Raw genomic sequence first — 12,348 nt, forward strand, 5'->3', positions numbered from 1 at the left:
CACGTATACTGGTAGGGTGAAAATACGGACGAGGCAGGAGAGGGGGAGCATTGTGATGAAGCTGCGAAATACAGGTAGAAAATTAGGGCTGGTCTCATGTGCGCTTATCCTAGGCGGAGCTACGCTTTTAACGGCAACAGCAACAGCAACAGCAGCCACAGCGGCTGCTCCTAAGCTACAGAATACAGCCGCAGCCCCGGCGCAAAGCAAGGTGGAGAAGAAACACAATCTGCCCGGCGGCTTTGTGTATCTGGATGAAGTGATTCCTACGGCGCAATATGAGATACGCTACTACAGTGAGAATAATTTTACCGGAACAAGGGTGGACGGGTATAAGGCTCCGCTGGCGATTTTCTCGCGGACAGCAGCGAGTGCGCTGAAGAAAGTCAGTGAGGATCTGGCTGGCAAAGGGTATATCCTGAGAATCTATGATGCCTACCGTCCGCAACAAGCCGTTAATCACTTCGTACGCTGGTCACAGGATGCCGCGGATATTAAGATGAAGCAGCAGTATTATCCCAAGCTGGACAAGCGTAATCTGTTCAAGCTGGGCTTCATCTCCAAGAAATCGGGGCATTCGCGGGGCAGCACTATCGATCTGACACTGGCTGATAAAAAAACAGGGGCACTGGTTGACATGGGCAGCCCGTATGATTTCTTCGGCGAGATTTCTTACTATAATACCACTCTGGTCAACAGTACCCAGCATGCCAACCGTAAAGTTCTTAAGGATGCCATGTCGAAGCAGGGCTTCAAGCCCTATACCAAGGAGTGGTGGCATTTCACACTGATCAAGGAGCCTTATCCACAGCAGTATTTTAACTTTAATGTGGAGTGAGGCTGTTCCAAAGCTGCGCAGAACGGTTAATGATTAATATAAGTTTAGTCCCTGAAGTTTGCGTGCATAATAATTATATTACAGGAGAGGTGGGATCGATTTGAAGAACAGAATCGCAGCCGTTTTCCTAAGTGTACTGTTATTGGCAGCAGGATCGGGAGTATTAACCGGAAATAGTGTCCACGCAGCACCGGGTGTAAATATTATTGTGAACGGACAAGCCTTGCAGCTGGATGGACCGCAAACCTATACCAGCGGAACAACCCTCATGCTCCCGCTCCGGGAGACTACGGAAATCCTTAAGTATAAGACTACCTTTGTAGGTGCCACAGGACAGTTCAAGCTGAATCGCTTCCAGGAAACCATTGAGTTCAGATTGAGCGGGAAAGAGATCATTCTGAACGGCAAGGATCGGGTGCCTTTTACAGATAGTATTGAACTGAAGCAGCAGCGCGCATATGCACCTTTGTCGTTTTTTGCAGCGATCGGGCTGGTTACATCCTATAATCAGGCAAAAGGGCAGGTTGAAATCTACTCACCGGAGGTAACTGCCGGAGCTGTAGCCGGATTGCTGGCCGCAGGCAACTATACAGGACTCCGCGAGCGTTACTTCACTGCGGAAGCAGAGCAGCCCCCGCTGCCCGTCATTCAGCAGAACTGGGAGGGTGTAAGCGCTCCGGCTGGCCAGTACTTCGGAGTGAAATCTACGGAGAGCCGGCAGCATGACGGGAATATGACAATAACAAGCGTGTTGTCCTTCTCCAAATCCGAGGCGCTGCTGACCCTGGAGCTGAATACATCGGGCAAGATCGTGAAGCTGAGCCTGGCGGCGCTGCAGGCAGCGGAAGTGCTGGTCAACCCTTCGAAATAACAAATAATTGATCATTCATAGCAGGAGCATCTCGCAGCTGTAATCCGCTGCCGGAGATGCTTCTTTTTTATTAATGCTAACTCTTTTGAAAATTCCTAAAAACTTCTGTTGACAGATCACTCCAAAGAGAGTAATTTTAAATTCTGATTAAACGCTGTTTAAATCGATGATTAGAAATCGCGGCAAAGGAGGGCGACAAGCTGCATTATGGTTAAATCTGACAACAAAGCTGATTCTTCAGATAAAGATACGAAGCAGATTATACTCGATGCAACCGTGGATTTGATCCGCGAAGAGGGGTTCAGCTGTATCACCCTTCGGAGTATCGCAGCAAGGGCAGAGACGAATCTTGCACTGGTGAACTATTATTACGGCTCCAAGGAAAAACTGTTTGGCGACGCAGTGAAGAGACTGGTGTCTACCTTTGATGATGCCTTCAAAGCACTGGAAGATGACAGCCTGCCGCCGAAGGAGCGGATGAAGTTATTTTTCATGCGTTATATTATGAATCTCAGCCGTTACCCGGGAATGGCCCGGCAGATGCTTGATCAAAGACATCATATTATGGGCTCACAGGATGAATATGCGAAGTACTCCAAGCTGATGAGACTGGAGCGCATTAAGGAAGTGCTCAGTGAGATCACTGGGGAGCAGGACCGCGACAAGCTCATGATGATGATGATGCAAGTCTATGGGGCCATTGTTTTTCCGGTAATTATGGTCTCCAGCCTGCCGAAGGAACGGGAGGATCTCAAGGAGATGTTCAGGCTTTCGCCGCTTGAGGAGCAGATTGACGGTTTATTTGAACTTTATTTTCATAAGTATAACTAATTATAAACAGAGAAAAGAGTGGAGAATAGAATGACAAACACCGCAAATAAAGGAAACAGTGCAGCAGTAGAAGCACCGTTCTCGCTGAAAGCCATTATTCCGCCGTTAATGGCTATTATCGTCGGCATGATTATGGTTATCCTGGACAGCACTGCCGTAAACGTTGCGGTACCGAATCTGGTGCAGTATTTCGCAACAGATCTTAAGACCGTTCAGTGGGCCATTACGGGTTATACGCTGGCGCTGGCTGCCGTAATTCCGCTGGCTGGCTACATGACTGACCGCTTCGGTTCCAAGCAAGTCTTTCTAACGACTATTGTTATGTTTGTACTGGGGTCCGTTCTTTGTTCGGTTGCCCAGACCTCAACGCAGCTGGTCATCTTCCGTGTCATTCAAGGTCTTGGCGGCGGTATGGTAGCTCCAATCGGTATGGCCATGGTCTTCAGACTGGCTCCGGCAGAGCGCAGAGGTTCTATTATGGGGATGCTCGGAATTCCCATGCTGCTGGCTCCGGCACTTGGACCGATCCTCTCCGGCTGGCTGGTAGAATACGTGAGCTGGCACTGGATCTTCCTGATCAACCTGCCTATCGGTATCGTTGGTATCATTCTGGGAGTTAAATATCTGCCTGTTACAGAGAAGAAGGGCAAAGCCCATCTGGATATCTTCGGTATCATTCTGGCTCCGCTTGCGTTCTCCATGCTTGCCTATGGCGTCAATCAAGGCGGAGGCGAAAGCTGGACTTCGACGGGGGCTCTCGTAGGTCTATCTGTCGGCGGTGTGGCGCTGGTGCTGTTCGTCATTGCTGAGCTGATGCAGAAGCATCCGCTGCTGGAGCTGCGCGTCTTCCGTTCATCGGACTTCACACGCGGCATTATCCTATCCTGGGTGACCCAGGCTGCCTTGTTCGGTTCCATGCTGTTCGTTCCGTTGTATCTGCAGCAGATCCGCAACTACACACCGCTTGAGACAGGTCTGATTCTGCTTCCGCAGGCGCTGGCATCCGGTATCGGTATGCCGGTGGGCGGCCGTTTATTTGATAAAATTGGTGCACGTCCGCTGTTGTTCGTCGGACTCAGTGTCATTTCCACTGCACTGTTCCTGTTGTCCGGTGTTACGGTAGACACCAGTCTTCCCGTTATCATGGGCTGTCTCGCTATGATGGGTCTGGGTATGGGCTTGTCGATGATGCCGGTTAACACTCATGTTCTAAACTCTGCGCCGCGTGAATGGGTTGGCCGGGTGACTCCGCTGACCGCCGCAGCCCAGCAGGTCGTAGTATCGTTCGCGGTTGCCGGAATGACCGGATACTTAACCAGCCAGATTACCGTTCATATGGGTGAGATGGCTGCCGGAAGCAATCCGCTTGTCGCCGCTGTTCAGGGCTTCAATGATGTATTCTTCCTCTCCGCATGCATCGCGCTGGCCGGAGTGGTCATCAGTCTGATTCTGCGCAAGCCGAAGACAGCCGGTTCCGCCGGAACTCCGGAAGGGCAGCAGGCCGACGCTGCTGTAATGATGGGACATTAATTTATATCTTGGGTTTACGGCCGCCTCAGCTAATCGCTGCGGCGGTTTTTTCTCATTTCACCCCCGTTGTCGCGATTACGATTCGAAATCCTGCACGAAATACAACATTTATGTCTTTACAGCAAGAACTGAAGTCACTCAATTGCTGTCATCTTATAGGACGGCTATACAGAAGGGCGAAAGGAGGAATTAGAGGTATACATCACATCGCCTTGGATGCGATACAGAAGGCGAAATGGGAGGAATTACGGCGGTATGTGGGATTTATCCGGGGCAGGCGCCAGTTGGAGTATTTTGTGAACCGCTTGACGGCTGATAAGGAATTCTATATAGTTTTAATAAAACTATTAACGAGGGGTTTCCTTATGTATGAATTACTGGTCCTGTCATTGCTGATGCATTTCCCGCTGCATGCTTATCTGATTGCGAAGATTATCAGCCCGTGGGAGAAAATCAGCCGCGGAACGCTGTCCACCCTGTTGTCCAGACTTGAGAGAGAGGGACTGATCTGCGAAGCCGATCCTTCATCAGTGCCTTATCCCAGTGAACGGCCGTCCCGTGCGCTGCAGCTCACCGGTAAAGGGCGGACCCGGTTCACCGAGCTGATGATGGATACGGGGACGGAGTCGGCAACCTATCAGAAGCTTTTTCATATTAAAGCCCAGCATTTGGAGTTCCTTGCCCCTGAAGCGCAGCTGGCGCTTGTAGACCATTATCTTGCGTACGCCGCTAAAGGCATTGCAGAGCTGCTAAAAGGGATAGACGCCTTCCGAAAAGAGACTGCTCCTGATGCTGCCGCGCCGGGAGGGCGATTCTATGCGACAACGATGGATCTGCTGCAGGTGCGTCTGGAGGCGCAGGAGCTGGATCTGGCCTGGGCGCAGCGTTTGCGGGAAGCCGTGATGACGCAGAAAGAAGGACAACAATGAAGGGTTCCCAAGAAAGCTGGCAGAGCAGAGCGGTTAAGCTGGGCTTGCGCCTCATGAGGATTAACGCCATGTGGAAGAAGACAGGGATAGCTTTGCGGAAGGAAATTGAAACGAAGCAGCGGAAGGAGAGCAGTAAGCCGCCGGCTAAAGTGTATACGTTATGCAGCGTCGAAGAGCGTGAGATAGCCGGTTCTCCTTACTATGTGCTGTCTGCAAAGTCTCTTTCGGGCGGCAAACAGATCCTGTATCTGCACGGCGGAGGTTATGTGCTGAAGATATCCCCGCTGCATTGGGAGTTCCTGGCCGGTATGGCAGACAAGCTGAGGTGTACGATTGCGGTTCCCATGTACCCTTTGGCACCGCAATATGGACATAAGGAAGTATTTCAGATGCTGGTACCGCTATATGAGGAGATGTTAGCACAAAGTTCTGAGTGTGGAGACAAGCTTGTGGTCATGGGGGATTCGGCTGGCGGCGGAATGGGGCTTGCACTAGTGCAGCTGCTTAAGGAAAAGGGGATACCACGGCCTGCACACACGATCCTGATCTCCCCGGTGCTCGACATGACCTTCAGCAACCCGGATATCAAGGCTGTGGAGCGTAAAGATCCTGTCACGGCAGTTCCTGCCATCAAAGAAATTGCTGAGTGGTATGCGGGGGATCAGGAGATTACTTCTCATTTGATCAGCCCCGCTTATGGGGAGGTCACGGATATAGGGCCGGTCAGCATCTTCATTGGGACGCATGACATTGTGTATCCCGATGTCAAGAGGTTCAAAGACCGGTTACTGGTTGAAGGAATAAAGATCGGCTACTATGAATATCCGCAAATGCTGCATGTCTGGCCGCTGTTCTTTTTCCCGGAATCCAAGACAGCGAGAGCACAGATCAGAGCAATTATTGAAGACTTATAGATCTGCCCGCCGTTTCTTGAGCATCCTTGCCTGAAAAGGGGCGAAGTGCAATCTGCCGAGCAGTTCGGAAGCTATAATGCCCAGCAGGACAAGGGCAGCGCCGGTGTAGCCTCGCAGCGAAAGCTGTTCATGTGCGAACCAGTAGCCGAAGAAGGCGGCAAAGACCGGTTCCAGGGCGAAGATTAATCCGGTGCGGGTCGGCGTTGTGTATTTCTGGGCAACGGGCTGCAGGATGAAGCCGCAGGCACTGCAGAAAATACCGAGTGCGAGGATGGCGATCCAGCCGGGAAGTGTCGAAGGCAGTGCAGGAGTCTCGAAGACTGCTGACAGAATCAGGGCATATCCCCCGGCGAAGCCCAGCTGCAGAATGCCGATATTCAGCGAATCGCTGCTCTTGACAGCGCGGCTGGTAACCAGAATCTGCACTGCGTAGAAAATGGCAGCCAGAATACAGAGCAGATCACCAGGCTGTACATGCAGCGACCCGTTCAGGGTGAGCAGCCCGATGCCGGCGATGGCCAGAATGGCACCGAGGATTTGCGGAGGGGCGACCTTCTTTTTGAAGATCAGAACATCCAGCAGCGGTACAAAAACAACGGTCAAAGCGACCAGAAATCCGGCATTGGAGGTCGTGGTGGTCTTCAGTCCGAAGGTGATGCAGGTGAACACACCGAGCAGAAGAAAGCCGAGCAGGGCTCCATATTTCAATGTTCTGGCGTCCACACTGCGCAGCCGTTTGCGGAACAGCAGAGCCGCCAGAATGAAGGCCAGTCCGAAGCGCAGTGCAATCAGATTGAATTCCCCCAGTGTGCCGAGTCCCATTTTCATGAACAGGTAGGAGGAACCCCAGAACATCGTTACTACTATGAGCATCAGCTCGGCCTTTAACGGCTTCATTCCATCATCATCCTTCTTTATTTCAAGTGATTATAGTATAATACGCTCAAATACATAAGGTAACTGAATGTTTATCATATGAAACATGAGAAATTCTCATGCAAACTGTGGGGGTCAGCGATGAGTATAATCAAATACGAAGTGTTCCTCAAAGTGGTTGAACTGGGCAGTCTGACCAAAGCCGCTGAGGTGCTGGGCTTCACCCAATCCGGTATCAGCCATACGATCAGCAGCCTGGAGAGCGAATTTGGTTTTCCGCTGCTTGTAAGGAGCCGTTCCGGTGTCAAGCTGACGGTCAATGGGGAGCAGGTTATTCCGCCTATCCGCGAAATCCTCAAATGGAATGAGCAGCTGAAGCAGCAGGTGGCCGATATTCATGGTCTGGAGACAGGGACAATTACACTAGGCACCTTCACAAGCGTATCCGTTCACTGGCTGCCGGACATGATCAAACAGTTCCGCAAAGAGTACCCATACATTGAATTCAAGCTGATGGAGGGCGGATATCTGGAGATTGAGCAATGGATTGAGGCTGGTGTGGTCGACTGCGGCTTCCTGTCGCTGCCTACCCGGGAGAAGTTTGAGGTCTTTCCGCTGAAGCAGGACCGGATGCTGGCGATTCTTCCGTTGGACCACCCGCTGAGCAAAGCCCCGTACATGCCGCTGGCCCAGATCGCCTACGAGGATTTCATCATTCCGAGACCCGGCTCGGACTATGATGTGCAGCGGGTGCTGGAGAAGGCGGGGATTAAGCCGAACATCAAATTCTCGGCCGGGGATGACTATGCGATCATAGCCATGGTAGAGAAGGGGCTGGGCATCAGCATCCTCCCGGAGCTGGTCACCCGGTTCCAGAATCATAATGTGGCCATGCTTGAGCTGGAGGAACGGAGTTTCCGCTCATTGGGAATTGCCGTCAGCTCGATGAAATATGCTTCTCCTGCAACGAGACGATTCCTGCAGCATGTGCAGAGCTGGTCGTCCGGCCAAGAAGGGATTTGACTTGATAAATCCAGCGCAAAAAAGGCACGTTTTCAGTTTTGAAAACATGCCTTTTTGCAATGCGCATCATTTGCTTAATTTGCGTCCTTCTTTGTCGAGAAACAACAGCTCGTAGTATTTTTTCGGCCGCCCTTTACTGTTGTCACGTTTTTCAAATACCGTTTGTACGTATTTTTTTTCTTCAATTTTGTTAAGGATACGGTTTGCACCTTTGACGGTCATGGACAGGCACCCAGCAACATCCTCAGAGGATAATTTATTTGTTCTCATAATTTCTGCGTAGGACATGATTTTCTGCAAATTGATGTTGTTTATTCCAATATTTTTGGCCAATGCGATGATTTCCGGGTCCCCCTGTTCAGAGAACTGTATGACATTCATGCTCTGCATTGGGCCGATAACCTTCTGATCCTCGTTTATAAAAAAGCTGCAGCTGCCCGTGTAGGCTTTCGCCTGTCTGTAAGCTTTGGCGGCGTTTTCGTTAGCTTGAAAATATTCATGTCCCGAGCCCCACCCGATCTTCACCTTGTAGCTTACGTACAATTCCAGATACTCCAGCAGTGAGCAGTTCTGCGCATTGGAGGTAATTTTCATGAAATTTCCGTAAGTGGTGTATAGTCTGACAAAGCCTTCCGAAATTTGGGCTGTGTCGGCAAGATTCACGCTATGCAGAAACCTGCCAACCAGGGCTTTCAGCTCTTGAAGCTGATCTTCAGATGGTGGCTGCTCATTGTGGACCGATAAGTATGCGACAACTGCCCGCTGGTTCTTAAGCTTGAGGATGGTAATCTCGTTGATGATCTCGCTTAGGGTCTCTTTAACATCTTCCAAAGTGGGCCGGATCAAGATATATCTGACTCCGTGCTTTTTGAGCTCTGGAACAAAGTGGCCGAACGCTGTAATGGACAGGTCTATTTTTTGGGCTTCCCACAAAGTGATATGGTTCTCCAGCATGGTCTCCACCCGTTCGAACAAATCTCCGCTGTCAACAGGCTTCCCTTCATGAGTCAGGTATTGCTGGAATTCACTGAAGGAATCGATAACATACGCATAATCCACATAGATCCTCGATATATCAAGCCCGGGCTCTGTCACCAGCACCCGGAAGAGTTCTCTATATAGAAGGTTCTCATTATCCTGCAAAATGTGAATAGGGACCTTCTCATCCAGGCAATCCTTATCTATTGACTCATAAAGCATCCTGCCGCTGACCACAAATCCATCCACCGAATCTAAGTTCTGCAGATACAGGTCTGTTGTTTGTCCGAAGGTGCTGATGGTAAGGAACCGGAACTGGCATATGGGCCGCATTTCTTGTTCAATGGCGCGGAAATAATCCATATGGCTCTCTGGCGTGATAATACCCAGCTTGATTTTCATAGTATATTCCTTTCAAAAGACAATGCAATCAAAAGAGTTATATCACAATAAATGTGATATTACAACGTTCCGGCACCTTTAAAATAATGTTCTTAAAATGTCTAATAATCTCTTGACAGCGAATGAATTTAAAAGTACGATAAAATCGTTCTTAAAAAGTCTTAAAATGTGAAGGAGGCCATTTAAACTCTGTACTTACATTCATTCAATTTGTGTTTTGGGAGATGTTATTGTGATTGAAGAAGCTGGAGACGATTTGAGTATGGCTCATCAGCTACAGGACAAATTGGTCATGTACAGGCATCATCTTCATGCGATTCCGGAGCTTGATTTAAGTTTGCCCAGAACAACGGCCTACGTCAAAGAGGTGTTGGAGTCGATGGGTCTTAAGCCCGCTCCCGTAGGGGAATCAGGGCTAACAGTTACCATTGGCGGACAGCATGACGGGAAGGTGGTTCTTCTCCGTGCAGATATGGACGCTTTGCCCATTTCAGAGGAAACGGAGCTTTCTTACGCGTCGTTGAACGGGAACATGCATGCTTGCGGTCATGACATGCATACTTCCATGCTGCTGGGAGCGGCGGAGATCCTGAAGGCTAACGAAGAGCAGCTTCGCGGGACGGTTAAGCTTATGTTTCAGCCGGGTGAAGAGACGCTGCACGGGGCAAAAATGATGCTTGAGAGCGGGATTCTCGACAATCCTAAAGTGGATGCAGCCATGATGCTTCACGTGTTGACCGGAATGCCACTTCCTATCGGACAATTTGTAGTGCCTGAGGAAGGTGGAGCGATTTCTGCTTCTTCGGATTGGTTCGAAATCATCATCCGCGGACGGGGCTCACATGGCGCAATGCCCGAGGCCGCAGTGGACCCCTTAAATGTGGCTGCTCATCTTCATCTGGCGCTGCAGGGTATACTTAGCCGGGAAATTTCGCCGATTGATAATGCAGTCCTTACCATAGGCGTGATGGAAGGCGGAAGTACAAACAATGTGATTCCCGATACGGCCAGAATGAAAGGCAGTGTACGCACATTTAACACCGCACTGCGGGATAAAGTGGAGACCCGAATCCGCGAAATTAGCGCAGGGATCGGAGAAACTTTTCAGGCCAAGGTGGAAGTGATCTATACCAGAGGCTGTCCCGAAGTGAAAACGGATGGCAGGCTTAATGAGCAAATGAGGGTTTCGATTGCAAATACCTTTGGTGACGGTTCCTACATTGGTATAACCGAACTGGTACCCGGCGGCAAATTAATGGGCTCGGAAGACTTCGCGTTTGTCTCACAGGCGGTGCCAAGTACCACAGTGTTTCTTAACGCAGGCAATATCGAAGATGGTTATCGTTACCCTGTACACCATCCAAAGACGATGTTCTCGGATGAGGTGCTTCATAGAGGGGCTGCGGCTTACGCAGCTTTTGCCAGAGACTGGCTTGAAAGTAACAGATAAGCTCTAAACCAAACTTAGGAGGAATTACAATGACAGAGAGACGGATGATTGGACCCACCAAATTTGAAGAGTACTCGGAGAAATACAAGGAATTCCTGTTAATGACCCGCCGTGACGGAATCCTTGAAGTGCGTCTTCACACCGACGGAGGATCGTACACGCACAATTGGGAAGCTCATACCGCCTGGTCTCATGCCTGGTCAGATATTGGCCGTGACCCTGAGAACGAAGTCATGATTATTACGGGAACCGGGGATAAATGGCTGATTGGCGACCCTGAGGTCTGGAATACTAAATTCATGGACTGGCCGAAGCAAAAGAAGCTCGAACAGTATCATGAATCGCTGAGACTGCTTGAAAATCTGATCTTCTGCATTGACATCCCGACCATCGGGGCGGTCAACGGGCCGGGAACGCACTGTGAACTCGCAACGCTCTGCGATATTACCATTTGCACGGAAGACGCGGACTTTTTCGATCCGCATTATCTGGGAGGCACGCCTCCAGGAGATGGAATGCTGCTCACACTGCAGAGCATGATCGGTTTCAAAAAAGCAGCCTACTACGCATACACCGGCAAGAATATCAACGGTCAGACCGCCTTGGATCTGGGTATTGTCAGTGAAGTTCTGCCCCGTGAGCAGCTTCTTCCACGCGCTTGGGAGCTCGCGGAGATGATCATGCAGGCACCGCGTTCAACGAGACATCTGTCTCACTCCATTATCTCCCGGCCATGGAAGCAGGCTCTGGTCGCCGATCAGGGATTCCAGCTTGCCCACCAGATGTACGACATGGCTATTGATGAAGAAGGAGCACTGGAACGGCTGAAGAAAATGCAGGGACGCCTGATGGGCAACGATGTTCAATAGAAAGATGACGGGGCCTACTCGGCTCGAAGAATACTCGGAGAAGTACAAGGACTTATTCCTCATGACCCGCCGCGGCGGCATCCTGGAAGTGCGTATGCACACTGACGGGGGACCTTTACAATTCGACTGGCCGGTCCAAGCCGCTTATGGTCACGTATGGTCAGATATTGGCCGTGATCCTGAGAATGAGGTCATGATTCTTACAGGGACAGGAGAGTTATGGCAGACCGGCAATCCTGAAGTCTGGAATACGAAATTCATGGATTGGCCGAATCGCCGGAAGCTGGAAATGTACCATGAATCACTTAGAATGATTGAGAATATGGTTCATTGCCTGGACATCCCTACTATTGGGGTGATCAATGGCACGGGCTCACACTGGCAGTTGGGGACGCTGTGTGATATTACCATCTGTGCGGAAGACACAGCGTTCTTCGATGCCCATTACCTGGGCGGTGTACCGCCCGGAGACGGAATTGTCTTAGCACTTCAACAACTGCTGGGAACCAAGAAAGCGGCATTCTACGCATATACGGGGATGAACATTAATGCTCAAGCGGCATTAGACCTCGGTCTGGTCAGTGAGGTGCTGCCTCGTGAACAGCTTCTTCCACGCGCGTGGGAGCTGGCAGAAAGAATCATGCAGGCGCCCCGCTCGGTAAGACATCTTACACATTCGATTGTGTCGCACCCGTGGAAAAAAGCCCTTGCCCATGATCAGGGTCTACAGATTACTCACCAATTGTATGACATGGCCATGGATGATGAGGGGATTCATGAGCGGCTCATGAAGCTCAAGGAACGTTTTCAGAGGAATGGGCAATAGCCAGAAGGGGG

At 50.4% G+C, this 12,348-nt stretch carries 12 protein-coding genes; 10 read left to right on the forward strand and 2 right to left on the reverse strand.

Annotation, left to right across the window (positions count from 1 at the left end):
* The first annotated feature begins 55 nt into the window (after window positions 1–55).
* The 6 genes from P40081_RS16670 (at window position 56) to P40081_RS16695 (ending at window position 5,913) form a co-directional block, all read left to right on the forward strand.
* Window positions 56–838, forward strand: coding sequence for a M15 family metallopeptidase (locus tag P40081_RS16670; protein WP_081969989.1), 783 nt, complete (start codon window positions 56–58; stop codon window positions 836–838).
* Window positions 839–938: 100 nt separating this feature from the next.
* Window positions 939–1,709 (forward strand): stalk domain-containing protein, encoded by a 771-nt coding sequence (locus P40081_RS16675; RefSeq protein WP_042136972.1) that lies wholly within the window; start codon window positions 939–941, stop codon window positions 1,707–1,709.
* A 207-nt stretch (window positions 1,710–1,916) separates the two neighbouring features.
* Window positions 1,917–2,540, forward strand: coding sequence for a TetR/AcrR family transcriptional regulator (locus P40081_RS16680; protein ID WP_042136974.1), 624 nt, complete (start codon window positions 1,917–1,919; stop codon window positions 2,538–2,540).
* Window positions 2,541–2,570: 30 nt separating this feature from the next.
* The gene (locus P40081_RS16685) at window positions 2,571–4,070 is read left to right on the forward strand and encodes a DHA2 family efflux MFS transporter permease subunit (protein ID WP_042136976.1); all 1,500 of its coding nucleotides are present in this window, start codon (window positions 2,571–2,573) and stop codon (window positions 4,068–4,070) included.
* Window positions 4,071–4,435: 365 nt separating this feature from the next.
* Complete coding sequence (locus tag P40081_RS39025; RefSeq protein WP_076244939.1) at window positions 4,436–4,999, forward strand: PadR family transcriptional regulator; 564 nt, start codon at window positions 4,436–4,438, stop codon at window positions 4,997–4,999.
* Window positions 4,996–5,913, forward strand: a complete 918-nt coding sequence (locus tag P40081_RS16695) for an alpha/beta hydrolase fold domain-containing protein (RefSeq protein WP_052421859.1) — start codon at window positions 4,996–4,998, stop codon at window positions 5,911–5,913. The genes P40081_RS39025 and P40081_RS16695 overlap by 4 nt, the downstream gene beginning before the upstream one ends.
* On the opposite strand, the gene P40081_RS16700 is transcribed toward P40081_RS16695, so the two are convergent.
* Entirely contained in the window at window positions 5,908–6,810 is a 903-nt protein-coding gene (locus tag P40081_RS16700; RefSeq protein WP_042136980.1) for a DMT family transporter, read from the reverse strand. The genes P40081_RS16695 and P40081_RS16700 overlap by 6 nt on opposite strands.
* A gap of 120 nt (window positions 6,811–6,930) precedes the next feature.
* On the opposite strand from P40081_RS16700, the gene P40081_RS16705 reads away from it, so the two are divergent.
* The gene (locus P40081_RS16705; RefSeq protein ID WP_042136981.1) at window positions 6,931–7,812 is read left to right on the forward strand and encodes a LysR family transcriptional regulator; all 882 of its coding nucleotides are present in this window, start codon (window positions 6,931–6,933) and stop codon (window positions 7,810–7,812) included.
* Between the two features lie 66 nt (window positions 7,813–7,878).
* Here the strand turns inward: P40081_RS16705 and P40081_RS16710 are convergent, their stop codons facing one another.
* Window positions 7,879–9,192, reverse strand: coding sequence for a hypothetical protein (locus P40081_RS16710; protein ID WP_042136983.1), 1,314 nt, complete (start codon window positions 9,190–9,192; stop codon window positions 7,879–7,881).
* Window positions 9,193–9,424: 232 nt separating this feature from the next.
* Here P40081_RS16710 and P40081_RS16715 point away from each other — a divergent pair, with 232 nt between their 5' ends.
* Genes P40081_RS16715 through P40081_RS16725 form a run of 3 tightly spaced genes read left to right on the forward strand, consistent with a single transcriptional unit; the run spans window position 9,425 to window position 12,337 of the window.
* Window positions 9,425–10,642, forward strand: coding sequence for a M20 metallopeptidase family protein (locus P40081_RS16715; RefSeq protein ID WP_231575376.1), 1,218 nt, complete (start codon window positions 9,425–9,427; stop codon window positions 10,640–10,642).
* 29 nt (window positions 10,643–10,671) lie between these two features.
* Window positions 10,672–11,511 (forward strand): enoyl-CoA hydratase/isomerase family protein, encoded by an 840-nt coding sequence (locus P40081_RS16720; protein WP_042136985.1) that lies wholly within the window; start codon window positions 10,672–10,674, stop codon window positions 11,509–11,511.
* On the forward strand, window positions 11,501–12,337 hold the full coding sequence (locus P40081_RS16725; protein ID WP_042136987.1) for an enoyl-CoA hydratase/isomerase family protein: 837 nt from the start codon (window positions 11,501–11,503) through the stop codon (window positions 12,335–12,337). Before P40081_RS16720 ends, P40081_RS16725 begins: the two co-directional genes overlap by 11 nt.
* Window positions 12,338–12,348 lie beyond the last annotated feature (11 nt).

It is taken from the genome of Paenibacillus sp. FSL P4-0081 (genome assembly GCF_000758565.1).
Classification (GTDB): Bacteria; Bacillota; Bacilli; order Paenibacillales; family Paenibacillaceae; genus Paenibacillus_AQ; species Paenibacillus_AQ phytohabitans.

Bases quoted from the DNA above. Each gene is read 5' to 3' on its own strand.
- P40081_RS16695 (WP_052421859.1), top strand. From the start codon at position 4,996: ATGAAGGGTTCCCAAGAAAGCTGGCAGAGCAGAGCGGTTAAGCTGGGC.
- P40081_RS39025 (WP_076244939.1), top strand. From the start codon at position 4,436: ATGTATGAATTACTGGTCCTGTCATTGCTGATGCATTTCCCGCTGCAT.
- P40081_RS16705 (WP_042136981.1), top strand. From the start codon at position 6,931: ATGAGTATAATCAAATACGAAGTGTTCCTCAAAGTGGTTGAACTGGGC.
- P40081_RS16710 (WP_042136983.1), bottom strand. From the start codon at position 9,192: ATGAAAATCAAGCTGGGTATTATCACGCCAGAGAGCCATATGGATTAT.
- P40081_RS16700 (WP_042136980.1), bottom strand. From the start codon at position 6,810: ATGAAGCCGTTAAAGGCCGAGCTGATGCTCATAGTAGTAACGATGTTC.
- P40081_RS16685 (WP_042136976.1), top strand. From the start codon at position 2,571: ATGACAAACACCGCAAATAAAGGAAACAGTGCAGCAGTAGAAGCACCG.
- P40081_RS16720 (WP_042136985.1), top strand. From the start codon at position 10,672: ATGACAGAGAGACGGATGATTGGACCCACCAAATTTGAAGAGTACTCG.
- P40081_RS16680 (WP_042136974.1), top strand. From the start codon at position 1,917: ATGGTTAAATCTGACAACAAAGCTGATTCTTCAGATAAAGATACGAAG.
- P40081_RS16670 (WP_081969989.1), top strand. From the start codon at position 56: ATGAAGCTGCGAAATACAGGTAGAAAATTAGGGCTGGTCTCATGTGCG.
- P40081_RS16725 (WP_042136987.1), top strand. From the start codon at position 11,501: ATGTTCAATAGAAAGATGACGGGGCCTACTCGGCTCGAAGAATACTCG.